Below are 26,082 nucleotides of genomic sequence, written 5' to 3'. Positions count from 1 at the left end.
GGCCGGTTCCCTGCGCCGATATCAGGCGGTTTTCTGCATCCCAGGCATAGTGCTGTTCATACAGACCACTGCGGCGGCGGACCAGGTTGCCCCAGGCGTCATACTGCATAAACAGATTCTGCCAGTGCTGCAGGCGGTTATCGGTGACCGGCGGGTCGTTATCGCTGGCGGTGAGGTTATCCGCAGCGTCATAACGAAAATGTGCGCTGNTGTGCCCCTGCNGGGCTTCGTAATGTTTCAGCAGGCGACCTTCGGCGTCGTAGCCGTAATTCACTTCGCCACGCAGGGTGTCGCTGACGCCAGAAAGCTCGCCACGGGCGGTATAGCGATAAAGACGCCCGAGTATTGCCTGTTCTGGCAGGGTGACTTCAGCGTTTATTTCGCTGCGCTGCTCGGTACGTCTGCCGAGGCTGTCATACCGGCGGAGCTGGCCGCGTGCGCCCTGAGTCCGGTGTGTTTCACGGTGCAGACGGTCACGGGTGAATTCGGTGACCAGTTGCTGGCCAAAACGGATGGCGCTGACATGGCCGGAGCCATAATGCAGCCAGGAAATCGGCTGCTCACCGGGCAATGTCAGGGAAGCCAGATTGTTCAGCGCATCCCACTGGTAGCCAACCTCTCCATTCACCCCGGACTCGCTGAGCATACGTCCGGCGCTATCACGGATCAGGGTAATTTCATCGCTTTCAATACCCAGCGCAACACCTTCAGCCGTGGGGGTACGCAGTATGCGGATGAGTTGACCACCCGGATCGCGGAAATAACGATATTCAGCGTGGCGCTGGCTGCGCCCGGTCATCAGGCCGCTGTCGTCATAACTGAACTGCTGTAAACGACGGGCAATCCCCCCGTCGGCGACGGGTCTGCCGTTCTCCTGCAGAGCGCAGAGAAAGCCCCTGGCATCCCATTCCATCTGGCGGGATGTTTCATCCGGGCGCGATTCACTCAGCGGACGGCCCACGGCGTCATAGGTAAACCGGTATTCACCGTCGTTGCCGTTTTCCAGTCGCAGCAGGTTGCCGCGCGGATCATAGCGCCAGCGACGGATGCGACCGATACGATCGGTGAGGCTGACCGGCTGGCCGAGCACGTCATATGTCCATCTGACTTCGCTTTCCAGCGGATCACGCCAGGCGGCGAGTTGTCCGCGTTCATTCCACAGCAGCGATTCGCGACTACCGTCCGGGTGAATCACTGCGCTGAGTAACCCGGCGTCGTTCCATTCGCGGCGCGTGATATTGCCTTGCGCATCGACACTGGCAACCAGTTGCCCAAGGTGGTCGTAGCTGAAACGGGTGATGCTGCCGGAGCAGTCGGTACGTTGTGTCAGAAGCCCCTGGCTATTCCACGTCAGACGCACCACGCCGCCGGTGGCATCCGTGATACTGTCCGGCAATATTTCGTCTTCAGCAGGGTAGTGATACGTGGTCTTGTTGCCGGAGACATCCTCTTCCGACAACAGGCGACCCTTCAGATCATAAATGCTCTGGGATGAAGTGCCATCCGGGTAAACCGTACGGGTGATACGATCCGTCAGGCGGTACCAGTAATATTCGCTACGACGGCCAGCCGGGTCCGTTTCCTGCGTCATCCGGCCATATTTGTCCCATAAACTGCGGCGGATGGCACCGCCTGGCAGGATAACATCGCAGAGCTCGCCGTCGCGGTAAATAAACGCGGTCTGGCGGCCGTCAAAATCGGTAAAACGCGCGACATTGTCATCGTCGTCAATCAGCCAGTGCGCTTGCGCACCGTCATCACGAATGGCACGGCGGGTGCCGTTGTCAAAATCGTATTCGAAAGTTAGCTGTTCGCCGCCACTGTGCCGGAACGCAACCACGCGCGGCAGGCTGTCGATCTCCTGCCAGCGGTATTCACTCAGCAGCCCGTTCGCATCCTCGTGGGCGCTCATCAGGCCATCCTGCCAGCGGAAACGTCTGCGCACGCTACCGCCCCGGCCCGTTACTGAAACGAGCTGGCGCTGTTCATCATACGTATAGCTGACCAGACAAATTGCATCATTCTGCCAGACACTGGCAAGACGCTCTTTATCATAGCGGCAGACCACTCGCTGCCCGGCGCTGTCGGTCAGCGCATGCAGGGTGTGGTTGTCGTTCCATTCAAACAGAATATCATTGCCACAGGGATCAGACAGTCGCTGTAACAGGGAAGGCGACGCTTCGCCCAGTGGGGCATAGTGCCAGCGCTCACCGCTGATGTCATACACTGACCAACTGTTATCAGGGTGATGTTCCAGCCAGCATTTTTCGTCTGCGCAGTATGTCCGCAGGCCTTTTGGCACCATCGGGAAGGAAACATAATCCCCGGAAGGCGCGCGCCAGACCAGACCATCCTGATACCGTTCCAGGCGGGTTTCCCAGAACAGGCTCCAGCCCCGACCGAGGACACTGTCGCCAGGGTTACCGCTGCGCCAGTAACGCTGCCAGCGCACGGGCAACCGGGAAGGAAGAACGAAATCCAGCTCGTCATCGCCACTGAGAAACTTCTGCCCGCTGACCATATCCACCGGGCGGGCAACGATCCCTGCAGCCGCCACGCCGGTCATTAATGTGCCTGCGCGGCAGGCAATGCGGCTAAGTTTGTTGATACCGGGAATTTTGTCAAGCAGCCTGGTCAGGGCTCCCACCTTACCTGCAGCGCCCCCCCAGCCCCCGATCAGTCCGCTGAACAGCAGGGTGAGATCTGAAGCTTTATAGACCCATTCCGGAACTTCGGACTGGATAGGTAGCATCTGCTTCGGGGTGCCTCCCACGCGGACATTGCCCGAACCGGACATGATCTTTGCGTCACAGGTGGTGCGATCTCCCAGACGGGACGCGGGCAGGCTATTGATAGAGACCCGCGAGGAGCCTTCTGCCATTTGCTGAGAACCGTCGTCAGAGCACTCCAGCATGCTGTTGGTGGCAAGTGCGGCGGGTTTACTGTTGATAAAAACGTCAGGCGAGCCGGTGGTGATGACGCCTTTTTTCGTCATACTGGATGCCCCGGCATCCGCGATGCTGTCTCTTGCGGCGGTTGCCAGCTCACCGGTGAGATAACCGACAGCAAGGCTTGCGCCAACAAGCAGTACGCCTACGCCAAGACAAGACGCCCCAAGACCCGCAATAAACATCGCACCTGCCGCGATACCGCCCACGGCAGAAATCAGACCGCCAACGAGGGTTCCGGCAATCATCCCGGCCAGCGCGCCGGAGTGTCCAATATCATCGCCCGCGCGTGCAGCTTCAAACATAACAATAATCCTTATCGTTAAGCGTGGAGGCGAAAACTCCCGAGCAAGGAAAGAAACAGATCACTGTCGTGGCCTGTCAGCGTTGTGGCTGAGGTCATGGTAAAGACCAGAATATGCGCATCATGCGTGTTAAATACGGCCTGCTGCTGCCAGATACGTTTCCCGTCGCGCAGGTAGCTGGCATGCACATTTTCGCCTTGCAACAGGTTATCGCCCAGCACGACAGCATGGCGTTCGCTCTGTTTCCAGCCTTTAAGATGTTTTTCCATCAGCACCAGTTGACGGTTGATGTAAGCCGAAAGATTTTCACCGGCGTTCAGCGCATCGCGGGAAATATTGAACGCCGGGGCGTCAGCGCCAGGCTGAGTGAAAATATTGACTGAACGGTCCTGATAACCTTCAGGAAGCGTGATCTGTCCTTCGTTAAACAGGCTGGATTGAGAGAGTTCTGGCATTAAGCGGGTCCCACCACATGTTGCAGAATAGTTAATACTGTCACAGGCCCCTGATGCTGACTACTACAAGATATAGTAGCTTTCGTTCAAATCAGATACTTCTTAAGTGTGCATTCATTCCTTTGTTTAATAAGTGTTTTATGGGGAATATGAATGCGGGATCTGATGAGGGTACGCGCCGTAAGCACACTCAGTTTTTTTACCCTTAATGCGGCACAATCGTTTATTCTGGTTTCTGTTTGCAACAGTGCTCATTAGCCGTGGCGATAATATTTTACAGGTGATTTCATGGGTTATATTTCAGAAAAATATCAACGTACATATCAACGAGAGTACGAAAAAGAAGCTGAGAAAAATACCTGCTTGTGGATGCGCCCGGAGGATTATTTAGCTGAATGCCTGGATATTCATGAGAATTGCCACAAAGATTATTCACTTAAGGAGCAGGTGAGCTCATGGCTTTTTATGCTGAGAATGAAACGTGTACCCGATTATCTGGGATACAAAACAGCAATATTATCAAACAATATGGAGATTCTTCATTCCGCTTTGCTTCAGTCGGCCATGATTAAGCATGTAACGCTGGGAGTGGATTCAGGATGCGATCACAGCATTAATATAGGGATAGTTCTGGATATTCTTGCTGCAGGTCTGTTTACCCGTGTGCCACTTATTTTACCTGAAAAGCTCGGCATGAGCGGCAATGGTCATCCTGTTACAATAGCGATAACTAATTTAGTGATGGCGTTGTGGTACAAACGTACTGACTTTGACGTTGACGCCAGGAAAAAAGCAAAAGCGGTACTTACGACTAAGCAAGCCACAATCGATCTCTTGACCATTCGTTATCTTCTGGCGCTCCTTGACGGAAATGTTGAAGAAGCAGGGAATCAACTCGATTTATATTGTAAAAATGTACCACGGGTGAGGGAGCACGGCGTCTCTAAGCTTAATAAAATGTTCTGGCCACATGCGCATGGATTATACAACCTTGCTTTTGTTGTTTGGGGCAAGGAAAAAGCCAGCGCGATGCCAAAACCAGAGTCAGATTGTTTCTTTAACGATCTGTCTGAATGGCAAATTAAATATAACTATCCCCAGGGGCAGCTGTTTTTTGAATACCCGCAGCCAATTGAGATAATTAATACCGTTATCTTTGGCACACCACCGGAATGTACGTTACATCAACCCTACCTGGATACCGATAAACAATATAAAGAAAAGAGATATCTTCATGCAGAACATTTTGAACAACAGCTGACGGAAATAATTTTGGCGGCGCTGTTGCAAACGTCGCCGCGCTGAAAAACTCGACTGTGCATAATCCGATACCACTGGTTATGTCAGAAGTATTGAACCGGAGATGCTCTGCTTGTTTCATGCTTGATGTGCTGATTTATGGTTGTCGTTTTCGAGCGTTCAGTGTTGATTTTCCCCCTGAAAACAGTGCCCGGCTAAACTGGAGTACCCTCTATTATGCCGGTCAGGGGGCAGCAGCAGTGGCAAATGAAACGGGAAATGCTCTCCCCACGCTATTCCACCCGTTTTTTAGCGCTATCAATGGTGGAATAGACTATGGTGTTGCCTGTTTTTTGGAATAAAGTCCTGGCTATGGTCGAACGCCCTGATTTTACTTTCCATCATCAGACGCATTCGTTAGCATATTGTTTCGCAGCTAAGCGTATCTGTTTTTTCAGGAAGAGGTTAACGTGTTCGCAGAGTATGGAGTTCTGAATTACTGGACGTATCTGGTCGGTGCAATTTTTATCGTTCTGGTCCCTGGTCCTAATACAATATTTGTGCTGAAAAATAGCGTCGGGCGTGGGATGAAAGGTGGGTATCTCGCGGCAAGCGGCGTGTTTATTGGCGATGCGGTGCTGATGTTTCTGGCTTACGCAGGCGTTGCCACGGTGATTAAAACGACGCCGGTACTGTTTAATATTGTTCGCTATCTCGGCGCGTTTTATCTGCTTTATCTTGGCGCAAAGATCCTCTACGCGACGCTGAAATCAAAAGAAAACGCGTCGGCTGGCGAGGATGTCCCTTTTGGTGCGATTTTTAAACGCGCATTAATTCTGAGCCTGACCAATCCAAAAGCGATCCTTTTTTATGTGTCGTTCTTCGTACAATTTATTGATGTGAACGCGCCGCATACGGGGCTGTCATTTTTGATTCTGGCCATCACGCTGGAAGTGGTGAGCTTCTTCTATCTGAGTTTCCTGATTATTTCGGGGGCGTTTGTGACCCACTATATTCGGACGAAAAAGAAACTGGCGAAAGTCGGGAATTCTCTGATTGGTTTGATTTTTGTCGGCTTTGCCGCGCGTCTGGCGACGCTGCAGTCGTAATCCCTGCGGGCCCGTTTATTCTGACGGGCCGCTGTTTTCTCCCCCCGCAAATCAAGACACTGCCCTGAGGCATGAGCAAAAAGATAACCAGTAAATGGTATTTTAAAAGCATATTTTGAGGCGTAACCTTCTTACCGCAGCGATAAATGACAACATGCTGCGTTGTTGATGGAAAGAGGGAAGACAATGCTTCAAATTCCACAGAATCATATTCATACACGCGCCACACCATTCTGGAACAAAGAGACAGCCCCCGCCGGAATTTTCGAACGCCACCTTGATAAAGGAACCCGACCGGGCGTGTATCCACGTTTGTCGGTGATGCAGGGGGCGGTCAAATATCTCGGATATGCCGATGAACACAGTCCCGAGCCAGAAAAGGTGATGATTATTGAAGCCGGTCAGTTTGGCGTTTTTCCACCGGAAAAGTGGCATAACATCGAAGTGATGACTGACGACACGTACTTTAATATCGATTTTTTCGTTGCGCCGGAAGTGTTACTGGAAAGCGCAAACCAACGGAAAGTCATTCGAACCGGGAAGGAGTAAACCATGGGCAAAGCAACATATACCGTGACGGTGACCAATAACAGTAATGGTGTTTCGGTCGATTATGAAACCGAAGCGCCGATGACCTTACTGGTGCCGGATGTTGCCGCAGAAGTCGTTAAAGACCTGGTCAATACCGTGCGTTCATACGACACGGAAAATGAACATGATGTTTGCGGCTGGTAACTCTGCCAGCTAACGAAAGCGTAACGCTTTCAATCCTCCTGGCCGCATAGCGTGATGACCGCGCTGTGCGGCTTTTTGTTAATGGTCTGGCAGACTACCTTACCCGCTGACATCAGCAGAAATAAAATATTAAGTAAACCTTAAGAGTATGGCATGGATTGCTAATGAACGGATATTCATAGAATTTATGATTCAGGTATCGAAAGCGGAACAGGCTAAAATGCTTATGAAACTTGATACCCGGATCACCCCGGCAACGGTGCTACTTATACTGACTGCGATCATTATCCCCTTCACTGCAGACTGGCATCTTCCCCTGCTCGATGGCGTCGTGGTGACGTGGATTGAAAATGGACAAGCGTTATGGCTGCTGTTTGGTGCGTTGTTTACCGCATGGTATATCAAGCCACTCTCTCGCCCGGAGGGGGCAAAACAGTTTTGGCTCTGGGCCGTTGTATGGTGGCTGGTGCTACTGGGACGCAGTACCAGTTGGGGGCGCGCTTATTTCCCTGACGAACCCAGAATCATATTCAGAATGATTTCAGTGGTATTGATCGCAGCGCTTGCACTACCGGTGATGTTCTCGAAAACGCTGCGTCAGGAAATTGTACGTCGGCTGCGTGAAGAGCCGTTCCCGTTGTGGTTGTTCGCCGTGACCGCCGCGACCTTTTTGATTTCCGACGCCGTAGAGCATCATCGCTTGATGGCGCCCGTTTTCCTGCGCGACCTGCAATATGCCGATCTGATTGAGGAATTGTATGAGTTGCCGTTTATGTTGGGATTATTTCTGATCACGCAGGGGTTTATGCAACGGGAGATACTGGGCGAAAATGCGACGTCCCAGGTTGGTGACATGCAGTTTGCGAAATAGTGCGTTAACCGGTACAGAAAGCCTGAGTCCGCAAAGACGGACTCAGGTGAGATATGATAATGACGCTTACGCGATGGCCTCGCAGAGACGCGATTTCATCGCCGTGTAAGTTTCTACCGCATAGTTTTCCGCCCAGCGCTGATCGGCAATCGGCTCAATTTTTACTGCGCAATATTTTGTTTCAGGCGTTTTTGAGATGGGATCCAGGTTATCCTGAGTCAGCTCATTACAGGCGCCAATCCACCATTGATACGTCATGTAGACTGCGCCACGGTTAATGCGATCGGAAACGTCAGCGCGGCTGATCACCTTGCCACGGCGAGAACTGACCCAGACCAGATCGCGATGACGAATTCCCAGTTTTTCCGCATCAAGCCCGTTGATTTGCACATTCCCCGGCTCATCAGCCAGCGCTTGTAACGCCGCGCAATTACCGGTCATGGAACGACAGGAGTAGTGCCCGACTTCACGCACGGTGCACAGCACCATCGGGAAATCCTCATCCGGTACTTCAGCAGGCGCACGCCACGGCGCGGCGAACAGCTTGCCTTTTCTGCTGGGCGTATCAAATTTGCTGTGCAGATAAAGATACGGGGTTCCGGGATGATCAAGGTCAGGACATGGCCATTGGATATGCCCCATATCGCCCATTTTTTCGTAGGTCACGCCATAGAATAGCGGGCATAACTCGCGCATCTCATCCCAGATTTGCTGATTATTTTTATACTGCATGGGGTAGCCCATTGCAGTGGCGATAAGGCTGATGATTTCCCAGTCACGCTTCACGTCGCCGACGGGTTCAATGGCTTGTTCAAAACGCTGGAAACCGCGATCGGCGCAGGTAAAGACTCCCCCGTGTTCACCCCACGATGTGGCGGGAAGAATCACATCGGCCGCTTCCGCCGTTTTGGTCATGAAGATATCCTGCACTACGACAAAATCCAGCGCGTCAAATCCTGAACGCACCAGCCCCAGATCGGCCTCTGTCTGTAGCGGGTCTTCCCCCATGATGTAATAAGCTTTGACTTTACCTTCGAGTGCCAGATGAGGCACTTCAGTGATACGCGTACCGACTTTATCGTCCATCAGAGTGGCGTCAATGCCCCAGGCGCGGGCAAATTTCGCTCTGACGGTGGCATCCGTCACGTCCTGATAACCGGGGAATTGATTGGGCAACACGCCCATATCGCACGCCCCTTGTACGTTATTCTGACCGCGTACCGGCCCGACGCCGACATGAGGACGGCCCAGGTTTCCGGTCAGCAGGGCAAGGCTCGACAGACCGCGAACAACGTCAACAGCCTGACCAAACTGCGTTACGCCCATTCCCCACATCACCGTTGCAGAAGGCGCAGCGGCGAATGTACGCATCGCCTGACGTACCTGTTGAGCAGGGACGCCGGTTAAGTGTTCGACGGATTCTGGCGCGTAATCCTTCACGGTTTGCCAGTAAGCGTCGAAACCTTCGGTGTGTTTTAACACGTACTCCCGATCATAAAGTTGCTCATCAATCAGGACATAGCCAAAGGCGTTGACCAGCGCCATATTGCAGCCGTTGTTTAATTGCAGATGTTGATCGGCGATACGGGCTGTTTCAATGCGCCTTGGATCGCACACGATAATTTTGGCGCCATTCTGACGCGCTTTAATGACCCGGCGAGCCACGATAGGGTGAGAGTCGGCGCAGTTGTAGCCAAAAATGAGCAGGCATTTTGAGTGTTCAATATCGCTGATCGCGTTGCTCATTGCGCCGTTGCCCAGCGTCTCTTGCAAACCGGCAACGGAAGGGCCGTGGCACACGCGAGCGCAGCAATCGACATTGTTGGTATTTAGCACGGCGCGGGCAAATTTCTGCATGACGTAGTTCGTCTCATTCCCTGTCCCGCGGGAAGAACCGGTGGTCATGATGGCGCGAGGGCCGAAGGCCGCTTTAATGTCTGACAAACGCTTTGCGGTGTAGCGGATGGCTTCATCCCAACTGACGGGGGTAAGTTTGCCGCCTTTTTCATAGCGAATCATTGGGCGCGTCAGGCGTGGCGTCAGAAGGCGTGTATCGTTAAGAAAATCCCAACCGTAAAATCCTTTCAGGCATAACTGATTCTGGTTCGTTACACCTTCTGCACCTTCGGCGCGGATGATTTTGTTATTTTCAACAACAAGCGTGAGCTTGCACCCGGCCCCGCAATAAGGGCACACACTGGTGATTTTTTTCATCAATAACAGACCTGTTAAAAGCTGAAATAGCGCGAATTTAAGAAGAAGTCAGCGCATTACAGGCGATGGACTTCGTTTTGTCGTAGCGACGCGGGAAATAAGCATAAATTGTGCCAAAAGCAGAAGAGCAGGGACGACGGGGCGTTGCTGAGAAAGAAGGTGAGAAATGACAGGTGGATCGACAGAAATGACGGGCAGATGTCAAAAAAAGCCCGCCCTCATTGGGGCGGGCAAAACATACTGGAAGCAATGTGAGCAATGTCGTACCGAATACCTGAGTTATTTGCTCAACCATTCGGTAATGAGAAAGATAATCCTTATCATCTAATGTTTCAACCCTGTATTTTATGCGTGTTTATTTGATCGGATAACACGAGAACGTGAAATATTGAAAGGTGATGGTGATCACAAATTTCAATTTTCTGTCCATGTGCTATTCTTTTTAGCAGCGAATTAATCGCTAACGTAAAAACATAAGTGAGGAAAGAATGGGCATTATTTCATGGATTATCTTTGGGCTTATTGCAGGTATTCTGGCGAAGTGGATTATGCCTGGTAAGGATGGCGGTGGTTTCTTTATGACGATCATTCTCGGGGTCGTCGGTGCCGTGGTAGGGGGATGGATCAGCACATTTTTCGGATTTGGCAAAGTTGACGGTTTCAACTTTGGCAGTTTTGCCGTCGCCGTTATTGGTGCCATTGTTGTTCTGTTTATCTACAGAAAAATCAAAAGCTAAACGAAGCATATCGCAATATAAAAAGGCTACCGACGGTGGCCTTTATTATTTCCAATGGCTGCCGTTACCACCAACCCAGCGACGTTCCCAGTAGCGCAATAATGGCCACTCCGATCATGATAAGCGTTGTTTTTTTCACCGTTATGCCCCAGGGGCGGCGTAGCCACCAATAAAAAACCACGCTAAGAAAATAACCGCTGTAATAAAAATGACGACAGGAAAAACAATACCCAATCTCATGCTACCACCTGATTGTGTTATTTGAAGACGCGCCAGAATAGCAGGGCTCAGTGCGTGACAAAAGGGGTTTTATCTTTGCGTTTTTTATCCTGATACATGGCGCTATCCGCAGCGTGAAGGGCGCTGTCAACGTCCGTCTCACGAGGATTAACTTCAATAACGCCCAGGCTGGCGCAAGGATAAAACAGAACCTCTCCCTCTATCTGGTATTCCCCGCGAATTTGCTGCTGCAGGCGGTCTTTTAGCGTTTGCAGACTGAGCTCATTTTCATCGGCAAGACACACCGCCAGAAACTCATCGCCGCCTAAGCGGCCAATAATATCGTGTTCGCTGCGCCAGTCGGTCAGGCGCTGACCGACCTGGATTAAAAACTGGTCGCCAGCTTCGTGCCCATAGCGATCGTTGATCTGTTTAAAATGATCCAGATCGATATACGCCACAATAACGTTGCGATTCAAATGGCTGGCCAGTGAGAACAGTGAGTTCATATTCTCAAAAATGGCCCGCCGGTTTGGTAAGCGGGTGAGCGCATCAGTATACGAGTACGCGATAAGCGCCGCATTGGCCGCTTGCAGTTGAGAAACCAGCGACTCTTTCTGAATATACTGGGCGATGAGTCCGGCAAACAGATGCAACACCTGTTCTCCACGGTGACTCAACTTATGTTGCTGCTTACTGGTGGCGCACAGCGTGCCGTAAAACGTGCCATCCGGAAGATGAACCGGTGTACTTAAAAATGTGGTGATTTCCAGCGCCTGGGCGGCGGCGCAATCCGGCCAGCGCTCGGGAATGTTATCACTGTAAAAACAATTATCGTCTATTGCGCGTTTACACAATGTTTCATCCCAGGGCACGGATAATCCTTCTGGAATGTGCATCTGCTTACTGTTACGGGCATATAAAATGTGTTGCAAACGGGCGTCAAGATCCACTTTCGTCAGATAGGTCGATTCCATTTCGGTCACCATCTCCAGCATCTCCAGAAGTTGCCGAACCAGGCTTTCAAGGGACTGTTCGGTGACAAGTGATTGCGAAACGCGGGCAAGGATCATATCTGACATGACGCGGAGGTACTCCCTGATGAATGGCACAGCGTGCTAAAAATTTCGACGTTAACGGGCATGATAGGGCATCACTGTGAAAGATGAAATGTATCTGTGCTGCCAGACAGTGAGTAACAGGGAAAAGATGCTAATAAAACATGGAGATGCCTTATCAGACGGGTTACCCTGTGCGGATAATGCGTTAATGGGAGTTTATATGAAATTCATTCTTGCTGTGCTGCCTTGTGTACTGGGACTGGCTGCATGTTCATCTTCAACACTGCCTGATGCCCCTAAACCCCCTCAGGTCGCTATGGCGAATCCTGCTGCAGTCTATTGCGAACAAAAAGGCGGGACGCTCGTGCCGGTACAGACCCCGCAAGGCGCGCGTGCAGACTGCAAACTGCCTGGCGGGGAAGTTATCGATGAGTGGGCGCTCTGGCGAAGAGACCACCCAACCAACCAGTGAGTACATTAAAAACCGCGTAACCACTCGGCCAACACCAGTGCATGATTTTGCTCAGTGTTTTTCGCTGAATACAGCAGCGTGAGCGTTTGCTGGCGGGCAATGTCCGCCAGCCGTTGGCCTTCCTGCGCGTGTGGTGCCAGTTCCGCGCGGTATTGTTCTGAAAAGTGTTTGAAATCGATAGCGTCAGCGTGAAAGGCTTTACGCAGTTCGGTCGACGGCGTAAGGGCTTTATCCCACTCATCACACGCAAGATCCGATTTTTTGATCCCGCGTGGCCACAATCTGTCGACAAGGACGCGATATCCGTCGTTTTGATCTACCGGATCATAAACGCGTTTGCACTGAATCTTCATGTTTCCCCTCTTATCCATTCGGCGGGTTAACCCATCCAGATTATTGCCATAAAACAGAGCATGCCATACTGATACCAGCACGGAAATCATAGCACCTGACGGTGACGCCCCCTAAATTAAGGGATTGTGATAACCACAAAAGATCGGTAGTTTGAGATTCCTTATGTTGTCCCTCATTGTCCTGGCATAAGGAACTCCTCATGGAATTCTCCCCTGTTAAAGATACGCTACGCATCGCGCTGGTGGGTGATTACAACCCAGAGATCGTGGCGCATCAGGCTATTCCCCTGGCGATTGATGACGCCGCCGCTGTGCTGGAGCTCATGGCCGACTACGACTGGCTGACGACGTCTGATATCAGTAGTGCTGAAGATCTGGTGGGTTACGATGCGATTTGGGTAGTGCCCGGCAGCCCGTATCAGAATACGGAAGGCGCGTTGATCGCGATTCGCTATGCGCGGGAAAATAGCATTCCTTTTCTGGGAACCTGTGGCGGCTTTCAGCACGCTATTCTGGAGTATGCGCGTAATGTGATGGGCTGGCACGATGCCGCACACGCTGAGACGGATACTTCAGGCCGGATGGTGATTGCACCACTGACCTGTTCTCTGGTAGAAAAAACCGCTGCTATCGAACTGCGGGCGAATACGTTGATCGCCAAAGCGTATGGGCAGAAGGTGATCTCTGAGGGCTATCACTGCAATTACGGCGTGTCTGAAGAATTTACCGCTGAACTTGAACGTGGCGATCTGCGGGTGACCGGCTGGGATGAAGCCGGAGAGATTCGCGCTATTGAACTGGTGACGCATCCGTTTTTTGTCGGCACGCTCTTTCAACATGAACGTGGCGCGCTCACTGGCAAACTGGTGCCGTTGGTGCAGGCGATGTTGCGGGTCGCAAGAGGGTAAACAAAAGGGCAGGCCAGGATGCCTGCCCGGTACGTTATTGTGTGGCGATCTCCCGGTTTCTCCCGGCGCAGAATCCGAACACAGCCATAACCAGAGATAACACCGCTACCATCACCAGCGGAATGCGCCAGTCTCCGCGGGCGTCGTGAATTTTACCCATCAACGGTGGGCCGCATGCCGCAAGCAAGTAACCGACCGATTGCGCCATGCCCGAAAGCGCGGCGGCCTGGTGTGCAGAGCGGGCACGCAGGCCGATAAAGGTCAGTCCCAGGATCATCGTGGCCCCTGAGCCAAATCCAAACAGCAGCGTCCACAGCACCGCCTGCCCCGGCATCAGCCAGAATCCGGCGGTACCCATCGCGCACATTAACGACACCCCGGCGGCAATACCGCGCTGATCGTTCAATCGGTGCAGGATGAGGGGGATCAGCAGCCCTGGTGCGGCGGTTGCCAGTTGCAACAAACCGTGAACGGAGCCCGCCTGCGATTCGCTGTAACCCTGGCTTATCAAAATCGCAGGCAACCAGCCGATGATAACGTAATAAATCAACGAGTTAATTCCCAGAAACAGTGTGACCTGCCAGGCAAGGGCCGAACGCCAGATACTGCGCGTGTGCAACGCTCTGGAGGTACTCAGAGTGGCCTGGGCGGTATTGCGCCATTGCGGTAGCCAGATGAATAAGGCCAGTAACGGGAAGGCCATCAGCATAAATAGTGCGCCGCGCCAGCCAAATCCGTGTAGCGCCAATGGCACAACCAGAGCAGACCCAAGCGCGGCAGCAGCACCCATTGTGAGTGAATACGCGCCGGTGAGTTTTGCCACATACTGCGAAAAATCACGCTTGATTAGCCCAGGCAACAGCACATTGCCGAGGGCAATGCCGCAACCAATGATGGCGGTTCCGCTATATAAAAAGCCTGTTGCGGGGAGCGATCGTACGGTGATCCCGAGGCAGATCAGCAACATGGCGGCAAACAAACTGCGCTCCATCCCATACCGGCGAGCGATAAGCGCCGCCAGAGGCGAAACCAGCGCAAAGGCCAGTAACGGTAGGGTGGTCAGAAGACCGGTTTGGGCGGTCGTCAGTCCGTAATCCGTACGGATAGCCTCCAGCAGTGGCGCCGCACCGGTGAAGGTAACGCGCAGCGTAGTGGCAATCATCAGGATACCGGCAATCAATAAGGCAGTATTTTTGCCGTGTAATGAAGGTGATAGGGTCATTGTCTTCTCATCGTGTCAGGCGAGGCGCTACCTTAGCGTTTTTACAGGCGGGATGAATCAAGCTAAAATGACAGATTATCGCTAAAATCGGACAAATTGATGATTGGTTTGAGACTGGATGGCTATCAGCCCGATCTTCACCACGATGTCGCCGTTGCGTTTTGTATCCGCGCCAGAGAAGACGAACTGTTTAGCCCGTTGCATCAGCACCGCAAGGGGCAACTGATCCTCGCCCAGCATGGCGCTATCACCTGCGAAGTCGAAAATGCAATGTGGATGGTGCCGCCGCAGTACGCTGTCTGGATTCCCGGTGGAATTGCACACAGCAACCATGTTACCGCCGGGGCTGAGCTCTGTTTTTTGTTTATAGAGCCGCAGGCGGTAAAAATGCCAGAACGCTGCTGCACATTGAAAATTGCCCCGCTGTGCCGGGAGCTGATCTTAGCGTTGGCCGACAGATCGGATCTTCAGCGTACAGAACCGACCACACAGCGACTGACGCAGGTGCTGTTTGATGAACTTCCACAGCAACCCCAGGAGCAGATGCAACTGCCAGTCTCCGGGCATCCGAAAATTCGTCGAATGGTGGCGACGATGGCACGTGAGCCCGCCCAATGGCAGACGCTGGGGCAGTGGGCCAGTGAGTTCGCCATGAGCGAGCGTAATCTTGCACGGTTGGTTGTGAAGGAGACTGGGCTCAGTTTTCGTCGCTGGCGCCATCAGTTACAGCTTATCCTGGCGCTACAGGCGCTGATTGACGGGCAGAGTGTTCAACAGGTGGCGCAAACGCTGGGTTATGATTCCACAACGGCATTTATCACCATGTTTAAAAAAGGCCTGGGACAAACCCCAGGCCGTTATCTGACGGGATTGACTACTGCTTCCCAACGATCAGCGAAACCAGTCCCGCCGCAATAAGTGGACCGACCGGTACTCCGCGAAACAGGGCGACGCCGAGTACGGTTCCCACCAGCAGTCCGGCGACAAGTTGTGGCTGACTGCCCATCAGCGTTACGCCGCGTCCCCCTAACCACGAGACAAAGACGCCCACAGCAATAGCAACCAGTGATTTCCAGTTCACAAAGGAGTGGATCAGCGTGGAGGGGGGAAGTGTTCCGCTGGCGATGGGAGCCATCACGCCAATGGTCAGAATAATAATCCCCACTGTGAGACCCTGTTTCTCAATCCACGGAAAAAAGGTATTTAGCGGGGTCACGCGGACGATAATCAGCACCAGAATTGAAACGGCGACAGTGGTGTTATGGCTAACAAAGCCGAGAGCCGCCAGTCCGAGTAGGATCAGCAGAGTGACATCAAACATCGGGGTTTCCTTGCCAAAAAAAATAAGCCTGCTTACTGTACGCGTAAATGCGCGGCTGAACAGGCTTTTTTTATTAATGGGTTTTATTTTTAGGCGAATGCCAGAGGCCGATTTTTAAACAGAAGAGGCTGTCATTACAGTGTCATGTAGTTACTTTATCAATAACACGTGAGTTGTCATTTTTGTCACCACGGGGTGAAACCATGAACGATCACCTGTTTATTGAAACGCTGATCATTACCTCTTCCTTTTTTGCTATTGCCATCGTTATTGTGATTTCAGTGCTACTCCTCGAAAGGAGCCACTAATTCACGATGACGTACAACGGAATGTGATCAGCTCTGGCCGGGCGATGCGAAGGTAATCTTCCGTCTTCAGAATGACGGATTTTTCCAGCACGCCTGCATTAAACGCTATCTCGCTAAAACGCTCGAACAGCAGCGGATCGGCGACCAGTTTCAGCTTAGGATGGAAGCTGAAGGGGGGGATCGCGCCAAAGACGCAGCCTGTCAGTTCATCAACTTCTGCCGGGCTGGCAAGGGAGGCGCGTAAACCACCCAGATGGGTTGCCAGTTGAGCGAGATCGGCCTGCTGATCGGCAGAAAGAATAGCCAGTACGTGCTGGTTGACGCCATTGCCTTTTACTTTGCAGACCAATGCTTTTGCACCCTGGCCCAGTGCGGTACCGCGGATTTCAGAAACCGCTTCACATTTGCCCACGGGTTCATGGCTGACTTCGCGCCAGCGTGCCCCTTCCTGTGATAATAAGGCAATCAAACGCTGATGTGTCGCGGCGCCTTTAACCACTTCGTTCATGTTTACTCCTGACTTCGCAGAGAAAAATCAATGCAAAAGACTATCATGAACGATCCCGCTTTTGTTGTTTGTTGAGATAGAGTTGCGCATCGCAAGCCTGATATGCATCATCAATGGTGTCATTTTCCAGCATTGAATAAATTCCCCAGGAAAAACTGATCTCTCTTTCGTGGGCGATAATTTGCAGATTTTTAGTGATCCGAATTGGCAGTGTATTGGCTGTGTGGGCAGCATAATCAATAAGGATAATGCAGAATTCATCGCCACCAAGACGGATGGCGTAATCGCTTTTACGAATGGAGGCTTCAATGGACTTTGCGAGGATCGTAATCGTCCGGTCACCTTCCTGATGCCCTTGGGTATCGTTGATCATTTTCAATTTATCGCAATCAATGGCGATAAATGTCACTGGCGTACCTGATTTCACCAGTCGTTGTAAGCGTAGCTCAAGGGTAGGCGTTAATATTTTTCGATTATAAAGCCCCGTCATGGCGTCGCTGATATTTTCACGTGTGACGTTGTGATACAGACGAAAATGCATTCTGACCATATTCAGTAGCAGTGCAGTAGCCAACAGGTAGACGGCAAAAAGCTTCCAGGAAGAGACGACAAAGTACATTAGATCGAGGGACAGCGTGACACGCATTCCACCAGGAATGTTATGAATATACTGAACATACGGATAGAGATCGCTTTCACTTTGGTGAATATCGATCGTGTTTCCTGATTCGATATCTGCCAGCATCACATTCAGATAACGCCAGACCAGGGGGCGGTCATCGGTATAAAAAATATTTTTCAGATTATCCTGGTTAATATCTACCATCACCATGCCTTTCAACTTTCCGGATAAATAGACCGGCGTTAAAAAACTCATCACTTTCTTTTGTGTGAGATCGTCATGATAGATGCTGGAAATAACCGTGCGTCCGGTAAATAAATTATCGAGATCTTTCTGGTCAATGCCGAGAGTTTTATTTTGTAGAAAAGACCAGTGTTGCATATAAAACTTTCGTGAATTGACGAGATCGTAAAAATAAATGTAGTGATTTTTCAGGTCGAAGTAATAACGGAATTTATATTCGAGCGTTCCCAGACCCTGATTGAAATCCACGTGTTGACGATTGACATTCACTGCCTGATCGAAGGCCGGTAGCAAGAACACGTCATCGAGTTGATCCGTGCAGCGATCGGCAGCAGTCTGCAAGGTGCCGTGTAGCGCAGGGTAATTATGCGCCGTGAGGTTGAGCCCGTGCGTATCATTGAGGGTCTCAAAGGCATCGCAAAAGGCGTTTTTCTCCTCTGCCGTAACCGGTGTTTTAGGCGAGGCGAACGTACGCATTAAATGGGCGGCAATACTCTGATTTTTATATTTATCATACAGAAAAGAGGAATCCGCTTTCTCAATGATGTAACGCATATACGCGTTCATCGCCTTGTTACTGGCAATAAGCTCATAAACTAGGAAAGAAGAGGTCAGGACGATGACGCTTGCGTAGATAAAGTGCCTGAGCGCTTTATGTTGCAATTTCATGTAAATAACACTCCTTACCGCTCGGAAACTTCAGATTATCGTTCAATGTTCGTTTTGCACCCACAATACAGATGGCGCTAATTATACTCATGAATGGGGCACTGGACAGAGGAGATGAGGGAATACGCAAAAATAATAGGCAGGTCATGCCCATGCACATTGCGCATGGGCATAAATAAAACAGTTTACTCAGGCGTGATGGATCACCACTTGATTACGGCCATTGTTTTTAGCTTCATAGAGTGCCTTATCTGCCTGAACCATGAGATCTGAAGCGCTGTAATCTGGCGTTGTCGCAAAGAAAACACCAATACTTACTGTTATCGGTTCAGGAATATCGTAAATATTGCCTGCACCTGTGAGTATTTCAACATTTTTACGAATTCTTTCAGCAATGATTCTGGTTTGTATCATATCGGTATTATACATCATGACACCAAATTCTTCGCCACCCAATCGGGCTAACAGATCTTCTGAGCGAATACTTTTTTGCACAATATCAGCAATTGTGGTGATCACTTTGTCACCTTCTGCATGTCCCCATCGGTCATTGATCCTTTTGAAATGATCAATATCGAGGAACATAATGCTGAAGCACACTTTGTCCCTGGTATTTAACCGCGACTCGAGTTCACTAAAGAAGTAACGGCGATTATAAATATTGGTCAACGCATCATGAACAGCTAGTTTGTTTGATAACTGTAACTCTTTGAATATATTGTAAATAAGGACTGAAATGATGAGCAGTTTACTGACGACCTCAATCCCGCGACTGATATACCAGACACTATAATTATAATCGTCCATGGCTAAAAGCAGTAAGTTACAGCATATTGCAGAAAGGCACAGCAGAGCAATACAGGGCCAGATGTCGGATGTCAGTCGGGTTTGTGTAATGATAAAAAAAAGTAAGAATGCCCACAGGCAAATTATTATTTCAATGAAATTATTCCTCCATGTGAACGATTCGTTTTTGTCGGAGTAATCGATAAAAAACCAGCAGTAATCTGGATTGTAACTGCTGAGGTTATGAGAAAATATAGGGAGGAAAAATAAAGGGAATAGTGATATGAGCAAAACGGCAAATTTCTTCTTGTTGCCATTTTTGGTCGCGCTATTGATGTCCGCGCTGTACAGTGCCAGTGAAAGTAAAAAGATAAAACTCAAGTGCCGAAAGAGATAAAAAATTGAGATATCATTCGCTTTTATATGAATTAATGCGCTTCCGTTAATTGGCTCATGGATGGCAAAGATAGTTTCGACAAAGTAGACCAGGCTGCTCAGAAACGCTAAGCTTAGAATGAGTGTAGAGAAATGTTGGTTGTTGGCAAGGTATTTTAAAATCATAAAAATGAAAATTATTGTATTCAGGAAGAATAGCGCAACAACCACAATAAGATAATTTATTTGCGGGATCGATTTTATGCTGCTATTTTCTTGATGAAACATTTGCATAAAAAATAAAGCAATAGAAAGTAAAAAAATGAACAATATGATGCCAGACGCATTTATTTTGTGTTTTTCCATAAAGAAACTCTTGATGATAATTGATCGATATGAGTGGATTCTATTAATGATGCTAATGCTCAGTTTTGATTAGGATCAATTATCATTGCTCAGTAAAAAAACAATTTACTGACGGCACGGAAAAAATAAATGTCTGATGTTGTTTTTTTCGAATAATCACGCAAGAAATAAATTAAATGGAGGGGGGAATTAACGGGCTTGATTATCAACCTGGTATTTATTAATTAAGTAAGCAAATAACCGGGGCATAAATCAGCCAGCGGCGTTAACCACTGGCTGAGAGCGATGGATTATTCCCTGCTGGTGGCACCTTGCTTATGAAACAGTTCGCGGAAGACCGGATAAATATCATCCTGATCGCGAATATGCTGCATCGCAAAGTTCTCGAAGGTGGATTGCAGATGCTCATACTCACGCCAGAGGGTCTGGTGGGCACGACGGGTGATCTCAATGTAGCTGTAGTAGCGTACAACCGGCAGCAGTTTTTTCGCCAGAAGTTCGTGGCACAATGGCGAATCATCTGCCCAGTTGTCGCCATCGGACGCTTGTGCCGCATAAATATTCCAGTGTGCGGGATCGTAACGCTCCTTCACGACATCATCCATTAATTTCAGGGCGCTGGAAACGATGGTTCCGCCCGTTTCCTGAGAATAGAAAAACTCATGCTCATCAACTTCTTTGGCCTGAGTATGGTGACGGATATACACCACCTCAACGTTCTTATATGTCCGGCTCAAAAACAGATACAGCAGAATATAAAAACGTTTAGCCATGTCCTTGGTGGCCTGATCCATGGAACCTGACACGTCCATCAGACAAAACATAACCGCCTGGCTGGAAGGGTCAGGGCGCTTTTCGTAGTTCTTGTAGCGAAGATCAAAGGTGTCGATAAACGGCACGCGCGCAATTTTTTCCCGCAACTCGGCAATTTCTTTGCGTAACCGTTCTTCTTCAAGTAGCTGTACCGGTTCGCTTTTGCTGATGGTTTCCAGCGCGTCTTCCAGTTCATGCAATTCCCGGCGTTTACCGGCGGTCATTGCCGTGCGGCGCGCCAGCGAGTTTTGCAGAGAACGCACCACGCTAATGTTGGCTGGAACACCGTTAGAGGTAAAACCGGCACGGTGCGTTTTATACTCGGTCAACTGGCGTTGCTGGTTTTTCTTCAGGTTAGGCAGGGCTAAATCTTCAAAGAGCAGATCCAGGTATTCATCTTTTGAAATCTGAAAGACGAATTCATCCTGACCTTCACCATCCTGGCTGGCCTGGCCTTGCCCGCTTCCACCGCCGCCGCCACCGCCCTGTGGACGTTCAATTCGGTCATTTTGCACAAAATGATCGTTACCCGGGTGGACGCGATGGCGCAAACCGCCACGCCCCTGATGAAACATCGGTTCGCTGATATCTTCTGTGGGAATGGAGACGGACTCGCCGCTCTCCACGTCGGTAACCGAACGCTTATTAATGGCCTCGGAGATCGACTGTTTAATTTGCCCTTTGTAACGGCGTAAGAAGCGCTGGCGATTGACAGTGCTTTTATTCTTCCCATTCAGGCGCCGGTCTATAAACCAGGTCATATGCCCCCCGTACTGCATTTGCCAACTTCATGCTACGCCTGTAGCGCCGGATAAGCGGCGCTTATCCGGCCTACGGTTCGCTGTCGTTCCAGACCCGGTAAGCGCAATGCCACCGGGCTGGTTTTATGACGATTTACGTACGCGCAGATACCATTCGCACAACAGACGCACCTGCTTGCGGGTATAGCCTTTTTCCATCATACGGTCGACAAAATCGTCGTGTTTCTTCTGCTCATCTGTTGAGGTTTTGGCGTTGAATGAGATCACAGGCAACAGCTCTTCGGTATTCGAGAACATTTTCTTCTCAATGACCGTGCGCAGTTTCTCGTAACTGGTCCAGTTCGGGTTGCGACCGCTGTTATGCGCGCGGGCACGCAGAACAAAGTTGACGATCTCGTTACGGAAATCTTTCGGGTTGCTGATGCCCGCCGGTTTTTCAATTTTTTCCAATTCTGAGTTCAGCGACTCGCGATCAAACAGCTGACCGGTATCCGGATCGCGATACTCCTGATCCTGAATCCAGAAATCCGCATAAGTGACATAACGGTCAAAAATGTTCTGTCCGTATTCGGAGTAGGATTCGAGATAGGCGGTCTGGATCTCTTTGCCGATAAATTCAGCATATTTCGGGATCAGATAGCCTTTCAGGAACTCAAGGTAACGCTCTGCCTGCTCCTGTGGGAACTGTTCACGCTCGATCTGTTGTTCGAGGACGTAGAACAGATGCACCGGGTTGGCAGCCACTTCAGCGTGATCAAAGTTAAAGACGCGGGAGAGGATCTTAAACGCGAAGCGCGTTGACAGACCGTTCATCCCTTCATCGACACCTGCGTAATCACGGTACTCCTGGTAGGATTTCGCTTTCGGATCGGTATCTTTCAGGCTCTCGCCGTCATAGACGCGCATTTTCGAGTAGACGCTCGAGTTCTCCGGCTCTTTCAGGCGGGAAAGGATCGAGAAGCGCGACAGGGTTTCGAGGGTTCCCGGCGCGCAAGGCGCATGGGTTAACTCACTGTGATTAAGCAATTTCTCGTAGATTTTGATCTCTTCAGAAATGCGCAGGCAATACGGTACCTTCACGATATACACACGATCGAGGAAGGCTTCGTTATTTTTGTTATTGCGGAACGTCACCCATTCGGATTCGTTCGAGTGGGCAAGGATAATACCGTTAAAGGGCAGGGCAGAAATCCCCTCTGTCCCGTTGTAGTTGCCTTCCTGAGTTGCCGTCAGCAGAGGATGCAGCACTTTAATCGGTGCTTTGAACATCTCGACGAATTCCATAATCCCCTGGTTTGAGCGGCACAGTGCGCCGGAGTAACCGTAGGCATCAGGATCGTTTTGCGCATGGTGTTCGAGTTTACGAATGTCCACCTTGCCGACCAGCGCGGAAATGTCCTGGTTGTTCTCATCCCCCGGTTCCGTTTTGGCGATGGCGATTTGTTCAAGAATAGACGGCCACACTTTCACCACGCGGAATTTAGTGATGTCGCCACCGAAGTCGTGCAGGCGTTTCGCCGCCCACGGTGACATGATGGTGCCAAGATAACGACGTGGAATGCCGTACTCTTTTTCGAGAATTTGCGCGTCTTCCTGCGGATTAAACAGGCATAACGGGTGATCGTTTACCGGGCTGCGTTCACCGTTTGCGCTCAGGATATAAATCGGTACCAGCTGCATCAAAGACTTCAGTCTTTCAGCAAGCGAGGATTTACCGCCCCCTACAGGCCCCAACAGATATAGAATCTGTTTCTTCTCTTCCAGCCCCTGCGCCGCGTGTTTCAGATAAGAGACAATCTGTTCAATCGCGTCTTCCATGCCATAAAACTCTTCAAAGGCGGGATAACGCGCGATCACCCGGTTTGAAAAGAGTCGAGAAAGTCGGGGTTCCTGGGCAGTATCGACCATAATAGGCTCACCAATAGCCATCAATAGCCGCTCTGCCGCGTTGGCATAAGCACTGCGATCTTGCCGACAAGTGGTAAGAAACTCCTGCAGTGTGAACTCTTCGTCCTTGGCAGCTTCATAGCGCTGGCGATAGTGATCGAATATATTCATGATATGCCGTCCTTTCGTTTTTTAGCACATGTTAAGAGCCGTTCATATGAATAGTAGAGGCCCCCGGAAGAGGTAAACTGAACGACGCCTCTGCTGTCTCTTGTGGTAAAAAACAGCAACTCTCATGCCAAATTGGCGGCAAAGAGATCAACGTGCCCGGTGATACACCTTCTTAAAATTAAGCGTAGATGGCATTTGCAAAACTTGCCTGTGCGCGCAAATGAATTTCAATGGCATATCAATAACTCATCCACAAAAAATGCATATTTAATGTAAAGATAAAGCACGAAAATCACGCAGAGTTCACCTGGCTGAAAACGAAATGTCATCTGCTGCTGAAAAATTAGTCGGTTACATTTTGTGTGTAATAAGCAAAATAGTTGGGTTGAAACGCATTGGCGGTTACAATTTTGCTGCTAAACATTTGAATAAGGAATTATGGATTGTGACCAAACTCAAACTTCTGGCACTTGGCGTGCTTATCGCCGCGACGACGAATGTCGCGCAAGCTGAAAGCACCCTGACGTTGGGCGCAGGTGTTGGTGTGATTGAGCACCCGTATAAAGATTACGATACCGACGTATATCCGGTTCCCGTCATTACCTATGAAAGTGAAAATTTCTGGTTCCGTGGTCTGGGTGGTGGATACTACCTGTGGAATGACAACACCGATAAATTGTCGATTACCGCGTACTGGTCTCCGATGTACTTCAAACCGGAAGACAGCGACAACCATCAACTTCGTCAGCTCGACAAACGTAAAAGCACCATGATGGCAGGCTTGTCTTACGCGCATTACACGCAGTATGGCTACCTGCGCACCACGCTGGCAGGCGACACGCTGGATAACAGCAACGGCATCGTGTGGGATCTGGCCTGGCTGTACCGTTATACCAATGGCGGTTTGACATTAACGCCGGGTATCGGTGTGGAATGGAACAGTGAAAACCAGAACGACTACTACTATGGCGTCTCGGGCAAAGAGTCTTCGCACAGCGGTCTGCGTAGCTACGACCCGAGCGACAGCTGGAACCCATACCTGGAAATTAGCGCCAACTACAATTTCCTCGGCAACTGGAGCGTGTACGGTACTGCGCGCTATACCCATTTGTCGGATGAAATTAGCGACAGCCCGATGGTGGACAAATCCTGGAGCGGCCTGATCTCCACCGGGGTGACCTACAAGTTCTGATTGTGCATCATCACAGTGCATTCTGTGCATCAAAACAGGGCGCTGGCGCCCTGTTTTGCATTACGGTAGTGCATAACTCTGGAGGATGACCTGCGGTGGGTCAGGGGAAAACGGCGCTGACCAGGGTGTGATGATGCCGGAATTTCTGTAGGCCGGATAAGATGCGTGAGCCTCGCTCTCCGGAACTATACCTGATGGCGGTTAAGGCCTTATCAAGTCTGTTAAAACGACAGAAACACCGGCATCGCGACTCACTTAGCGTTTGGCTACGCGAATCGTCTGCGCCAGACGGGAAGGTTTCTCTTCAGTGGTCTTTTGCGGCGCGGTTGCATACGCCGTTTCAACGCAAACAAACGTCTTGTAGCCATCATCCGGCATATCACCCATGCTAATGGACAGTGCCGGGCCCGGGTTCCAGCCTACAACGTTGAGGTGATGATGGTGCACGACGTCAATAGTGCGATTGAGCGCATCATCGTGAATGACGCTACAGGCGTGTGGATTCAGGTACACACGATCAGTTCTGTCCGGGAACGTTTGCACGCCATCAGCCAGCACATCTTCTTTGGCATCGTTCACTTTATCGATAAAACGATCGCCAAGACCGCTCACTTTCACTGCCGCGATATCACCGACGTTAAAATAGGTGTGCAGCGCGGAAGTCGTTTCAAACTCACCGTGGGCTTCCAGTTCGATCTCGCAGGTTTTCCCCAGTTTAAAACGGGCTAACAGCGTGAAGTCATGCGGCCAATACTTGTGGGTGGCATCGCTGTTTTGCAGTTCAAAGGTCAGGACCACGCCGCTTTCATCTTCGTTGTGCGCTTTAAGCGTCCACGGCAGGTTACGGGCAAAACCGTGAGCAGGCAGGCCAGCTTGTGCGGCCGGGCCAAACCACGGCCAGCAAATTGGCACGCCGCCGCGCAACGCGGTGCCTGTTTTGAACGGCGTCGTGTTGCTTAACCACAGAACCTCGTCTTCACCTGCCGGTTTCCAGGAGAGCAGGTGCGCGCCCTGTAATGCGAAAGAGGCTTTAACCTGCGGGTGGTCGACAACAATCACCTCCAGCTCATCAAGCTGGCGGCGGGAGAGGACAGGGGTAATATGTTCGATTACCGGAAGTGCAAAAATTTTATTGATCATCATGCAATCCTTTCTCTTCAGGCAAAAAAAAGAGCGACCGAAGTCGCTCTCTTACAGATTACTGTTTCATCT

Annotated in this window: 25 protein-coding genes and 1 pseudogene; 12 read left to right on the top strand and 14 right to left on the bottom strand. The window is 50.5% G+C overall.

Going from position 1 to position 26,082, the window contains the following annotated elements; genetic code table 11:
* Both NNO04_RS09650 and NNO04_RS09645 read right to left on the bottom strand, forming a co-directional pair.
* Positions 1-3,253 (bottom strand): DUF6531 domain-containing protein (locus tag NNO04_RS09650; RefSeq protein WP_271444462.1); only part of this gene is annotated, 3,253 nt, incomplete at its 3' end.
* 17 nt (positions 3,254-3,270) lie between these two features.
* Complete coding sequence (locus tag NNO04_RS09645) at positions 3,271-3,708, bottom strand: DUF1795 domain-containing protein (protein WP_271444461.1); 438 nt, start codon at positions 3,706-3,708, stop codon at positions 3,271-3,273.
* Positions 3,709-3,996: 288 nt separating this feature from the next.
* On the opposite strand from NNO04_RS09645, the gene NNO04_RS09640 reads away from it, so the two are divergent.
* The 6 genes and pseudogenes from NNO04_RS09640 (at position 3,997) to NNO04_RS09615 (ending at position 7,662) form a co-directional block, all read left to right on the top strand.
* Positions 3,997-5,013 (top strand): hypothetical protein, encoded by a 1,017-nt coding sequence (locus NNO04_RS09640; RefSeq protein WP_271444460.1) that lies wholly within the window; start codon positions 3,997-3,999, stop codon positions 5,011-5,013.
* A 161-nt stretch (positions 5,014-5,174) separates the two neighbouring features.
* Positions 5,175-5,280, top strand: a pseudogene (locus tag NNO04_RS09635) (DUF4113 domain-containing protein); the annotation flags it as partial.
* A gap of 137 nt (positions 5,281-5,417) precedes the next feature.
* Entirely contained in the window at positions 5,418-6,056 is a 639-nt protein-coding gene (leuE, locus tag NNO04_RS09630) for a leucine efflux protein LeuE (protein ID WP_271444459.1), read from the top strand.
* A gap of 186 nt (positions 6,057-6,242) precedes the next feature.
* Positions 6,243-6,605: a DUF1971 domain-containing protein YeaR gene (gene yeaR / locus NNO04_RS09625; protein WP_203358066.1), complete on the top strand. Its 363-nt coding sequence runs from the start codon at positions 6,243-6,245 to the stop codon at positions 6,603-6,605.
* A gap of 3 nt (positions 6,606-6,608) precedes the next feature.
* A complete protein-coding gene (locus tag NNO04_RS09620) occupies positions 6,609-6,791 on the top strand; it encodes a DUF1869 domain-containing protein (RefSeq protein WP_012132688.1) in 183 nt (60 codons plus the stop codon).
* Between the two features lie 226 nt (positions 6,792-7,017).
* Positions 7,018-7,662: a hypothetical protein gene (locus NNO04_RS09615; protein WP_271444458.1), complete on the top strand. Its 645-nt coding sequence runs from the start codon at positions 7,018-7,020 to the stop codon at positions 7,660-7,662.
* 66 nt (positions 7,663-7,728) lie between these two features.
* On the opposite strand, the gene fdhF is transcribed toward NNO04_RS09615, so the two are convergent.
* Positions 7,729-9,876: a formate dehydrogenase subunit alpha gene (gene fdhF / locus NNO04_RS09610; protein ID WP_271444457.1), complete on the bottom strand. Its 2,148-nt coding sequence runs from the start codon at positions 9,874-9,876 to the stop codon at positions 7,729-7,731.
* A 488-nt stretch (positions 9,877-10,364) separates the two neighbouring features.
* On the opposite strand from fdhF, the gene NNO04_RS09605 reads away from it, so the two are divergent.
* On the top strand, positions 10,365-10,613 hold the full coding sequence (locus tag NNO04_RS09605; protein ID WP_162379843.1) for a GlsB/YeaQ/YmgE family stress response membrane protein: 249 nt from the start codon (positions 10,365-10,367) through the stop codon (positions 10,611-10,613).
* A gap of 141 nt (positions 10,614-10,754) precedes the next feature.
* Here the strand turns inward: NNO04_RS09605 and NNO04_RS09600 are convergent, their stop codons facing one another.
* A complete protein-coding gene (locus tag NNO04_RS09600) occupies positions 10,755-10,853 on the bottom strand; it encodes a YoaK family small membrane protein (protein ID WP_192611983.1) in 99 nt (32 codons plus the stop codon).
* Between the two features lie 47 nt (positions 10,854-10,900).
* Positions 10,901-11,914 (bottom strand): sensor domain-containing diguanylate cyclase, encoded by a 1,014-nt coding sequence (locus NNO04_RS09595; RefSeq protein WP_271444456.1) that lies wholly within the window; start codon positions 11,912-11,914, stop codon positions 10,901-10,903.
* Between the two features lie 199 nt (positions 11,915-12,113).
* Between NNO04_RS09595 and NNO04_RS09590 the strand changes: the two genes are divergently transcribed.
* Positions 12,114-12,365: a putative hemolysin gene (locus NNO04_RS09590; RefSeq protein ID WP_271444455.1), complete on the top strand. Its 252-nt coding sequence runs from the start codon at positions 12,114-12,116 to the stop codon at positions 12,363-12,365.
* Between the two features lie 5 nt (positions 12,366-12,370).
* Here the strand turns inward: NNO04_RS09590 and NNO04_RS09585 are convergent, their stop codons facing one another.
* Positions 12,371-12,718 (bottom strand): DUF488 domain-containing protein, encoded by a 348-nt coding sequence (locus NNO04_RS09585; protein WP_271444454.1) that lies wholly within the window; start codon positions 12,716-12,718, stop codon positions 12,371-12,373.
* A 200-nt stretch (positions 12,719-12,918) separates the two neighbouring features.
* Here NNO04_RS09585 and NNO04_RS09580 point away from each other — a divergent pair, with 200 nt between their 5' ends.
* Positions 12,919-13,626 carry a CTP synthase C-terminal region-related (seleno)protein gene (locus tag NNO04_RS09580; RefSeq protein ID WP_271444453.1) on the top strand — a complete coding sequence of 236 codons (708 nt, stop codon included), beginning with the start codon at positions 12,919-12,921 and terminating at the stop codon, positions 13,624-13,626.
* Between the two features lie 34 nt (positions 13,627-13,660).
* On the opposite strand, the gene NNO04_RS09575 is transcribed toward NNO04_RS09580, so the two are convergent.
* Complete coding sequence (locus tag NNO04_RS09575; RefSeq protein WP_271444452.1) at positions 13,661-14,848, bottom strand: CynX/NimT family MFS transporter; 1,188 nt, start codon at positions 14,846-14,848, stop codon at positions 13,661-13,663.
* A gap of 99 nt (positions 14,849-14,947) precedes the next feature.
* Between NNO04_RS09575 and NNO04_RS09570 the strand changes: the two genes are divergently transcribed.
* Entirely contained in the window at positions 14,948-15,766 is an 819-nt protein-coding gene (locus NNO04_RS09570) for an AraC family transcriptional regulator (RefSeq protein ID WP_271444451.1), read from the top strand.
* Here NNO04_RS09570 and NNO04_RS09565 read toward each other — a convergent pair.
* Positions 15,723-16,169: a DUF441 domain-containing protein gene (locus tag NNO04_RS09565; protein WP_003832453.1), complete on the bottom strand. Its 447-nt coding sequence runs from the start codon at positions 16,167-16,169 to the stop codon at positions 15,723-15,725. The genes NNO04_RS09570 and NNO04_RS09565 overlap by 44 nt on opposite strands.
* A 203-nt stretch (positions 16,170-16,372) precedes the next feature.
* On the opposite strand from NNO04_RS09565, the gene yoaI reads away from it, so the two are divergent.
* Entirely contained in the window at positions 16,373-16,477 is a 105-nt protein-coding gene (gene yoaI, locus NNO04_RS09560; protein WP_271444450.1) for a small membrane protein YoaI, read from the top strand.
* Between the two features lies 1 nt (position 16,478).
* On the opposite strand, the gene NNO04_RS09555 is transcribed toward yoaI, so the two are convergent.
* From NNO04_RS09555 to yeaG, 5 genes are all read right to left on the bottom strand, one after another.
* Entirely contained in the window at positions 16,479-16,985 is a 507-nt protein-coding gene (locus tag NNO04_RS09555) for a YbaK/prolyl-tRNA synthetase associated domain-containing protein (protein WP_271444449.1), read from the bottom strand.
* Between the two features lie 43 nt (positions 16,986-17,028).
* Entirely contained in the window at positions 17,029-18,519 is a 1,491-nt protein-coding gene (dgcJ, locus tag NNO04_RS09550; protein WP_271444448.1) for a diguanylate cyclase DgcJ, read from the bottom strand.
* Positions 18,520-18,708: 189 nt separating this feature from the next.
* Positions 18,709-20,046 (bottom strand): sensor domain-containing diguanylate cyclase, encoded by a 1,338-nt coding sequence (locus NNO04_RS09545; RefSeq protein WP_271444447.1) that lies wholly within the window; start codon positions 20,044-20,046, stop codon positions 18,709-18,711.
* Positions 20,047-20,336: 290 nt separating this feature from the next.
* Entirely contained in the window at positions 20,337-21,620 is a 1,284-nt protein-coding gene (locus NNO04_RS09540; RefSeq protein WP_271444446.1) for a YeaH/YhbH family protein, read from the bottom strand.
* A 123-nt stretch (positions 21,621-21,743) separates the two neighbouring features.
* A complete protein-coding gene (gene yeaG / locus NNO04_RS09535; protein ID WP_271444445.1) occupies positions 21,744-23,678 on the bottom strand; it encodes a protein kinase YeaG in 1,935 nt (644 codons plus the stop codon).
* Positions 23,679-24,123: 445 nt separating this feature from the next.
* On the opposite strand from yeaG, the gene NNO04_RS09530 reads away from it, so the two are divergent.
* Positions 24,124-24,870, top strand: coding sequence for a MipA/OmpV family protein (locus NNO04_RS09530; protein WP_271444444.1), 747 nt, complete (start codon positions 24,124-24,126; stop codon positions 24,868-24,870).
* Between the two features lie 255 nt (positions 24,871-25,125).
* On the opposite strand, the gene NNO04_RS09525 is transcribed toward NNO04_RS09530, so the two are convergent.
* Positions 25,126-26,010 (bottom strand): D-hexose-6-phosphate mutarotase, encoded by an 885-nt coding sequence (locus tag NNO04_RS09525; RefSeq protein ID WP_271444466.1) that lies wholly within the window; start codon positions 26,008-26,010, stop codon positions 25,126-25,128.
* Positions 26,011-26,082: the final 72 nt, after the last annotated feature.

Source organism: Citrobacter sp. Awk 4, from assembly GCF_028069725.1.
Taxonomy (GTDB): Bacteria; Pseudomonadota; Gammaproteobacteria; order Enterobacterales; family Enterobacteriaceae; genus Citrobacter_D.
This window is presented reverse-complemented; position numbering and strand designations above follow the sequence as displayed.

Excerpts from the sequence above, each read along its gene's own strand:
- NNO04_RS09525 (WP_271444466.1), bottom strand. The coding sequence starts at position 26,010 with ATGATCAATAAAATTTTTGCACTTCCGGTAATCGAACATATTACCCCT.
- NNO04_RS09565 (WP_003832453.1), bottom strand. The coding sequence starts at position 16,169 with ATGTTTGATGTCACTCTGCTGATCCTACTCGGACTGGCGGCTCTCGGC.
- dgcJ (WP_271444448.1), bottom strand. The coding sequence starts at position 18,519 with ATGAAATTGCAACATAAAGCGCTCAGGCACTTTATCTACGCAAGCGTC.
- NNO04_RS09540 (WP_271444446.1), bottom strand. The coding sequence starts at position 21,620 with ATGACCTGGTTTATAGACCGGCGCCTGAATGGGAAGAATAAAAGCACT.
- NNO04_RS09580 (WP_271444453.1), top strand. The coding sequence starts at position 12,919 with ATGGAATTCTCCCCTGTTAAAGATACGCTACGCATCGCGCTGGTGGGT.
- fdhF (WP_271444457.1), bottom strand. The coding sequence starts at position 9,876 with ATGAAAAAAATCACCAGTGTGTGCCCTTATTGCGGGGCCGGGTGCAAG.
- yeaR (WP_203358066.1), top strand. The coding sequence starts at position 6,243 with ATGCTTCAAATTCCACAGAATCATATTCATACACGCGCCACACCATTC.
- yoaI (WP_271444450.1), top strand. The coding sequence starts at position 16,373 with ATGAACGATCACCTGTTTATTGAAACGCTGATCATTACCTCTTCCTTT.
- NNO04_RS09600 (WP_192611983.1), bottom strand. The coding sequence starts at position 10,853 with ATGAGATTGGGTATTGTTTTTCCTGTCGTCATTTTTATTACAGCGGTT.
- NNO04_RS09605 (WP_162379843.1), top strand. The coding sequence starts at position 10,365 with ATGGGCATTATTTCATGGATTATCTTTGGGCTTATTGCAGGTATTCTG.
- NNO04_RS09545 (WP_271444447.1), bottom strand. The coding sequence starts at position 20,046 with ATGGAAAAACACAAAATAAATGCGTCTGGCATCATATTGTTCATTTTT.
- NNO04_RS09555 (WP_271444449.1), bottom strand. The coding sequence starts at position 16,985 with ATGAACGAAGTGGTTAAAGGCGCCGCGACACATCAGCGTTTGATTGCC.
- NNO04_RS09615 (WP_271444458.1), top strand. The coding sequence starts at position 7,018 with ATGAAACTTGATACCCGGATCACCCCGGCAACGGTGCTACTTATACTG.
- NNO04_RS09575 (WP_271444452.1), bottom strand. The coding sequence starts at position 14,848 with ATGACCCTATCACCTTCATTACACGGCAAAAATACTGCCTTATTGATT.
- NNO04_RS09620 (WP_012132688.1), top strand. The coding sequence starts at position 6,609 with ATGGGCAAAGCAACATATACCGTGACGGTGACCAATAACAGTAATGGT.
- NNO04_RS09585 (WP_271444454.1), bottom strand. The coding sequence starts at position 12,718 with ATGAAGATTCAGTGCAAACGCGTTTATGATCCGGTAGATCAAAACGAC.
- NNO04_RS09595 (WP_271444456.1), bottom strand. The coding sequence starts at position 11,914 with ATGTCAGATATGATCCTTGCCCGCGTTTCGCAATCACTTGTCACCGAA.
- NNO04_RS09590 (WP_271444455.1), top strand. The coding sequence starts at position 12,114 with ATGAAATTCATTCTTGCTGTGCTGCCTTGTGTACTGGGACTGGCTGCA.
- NNO04_RS09640 (WP_271444460.1), top strand. The coding sequence starts at position 3,997 with ATGGGTTATATTTCAGAAAAATATCAACGTACATATCAACGAGAGTAC.
- NNO04_RS09645 (WP_271444461.1), bottom strand. The coding sequence starts at position 3,708 with ATGCCAGAACTCTCTCAATCCAGCCTGTTTAACGAAGGACAGATCACG.
- NNO04_RS09570 (WP_271444451.1), top strand. The coding sequence starts at position 14,948 with ATGATTGGTTTGAGACTGGATGGCTATCAGCCCGATCTTCACCACGAT.
- yeaG (WP_271444445.1), bottom strand. The coding sequence starts at position 23,678 with ATGAATATATTCGATCACTATCGCCAGCGCTATGAAGCTGCCAAGGAC.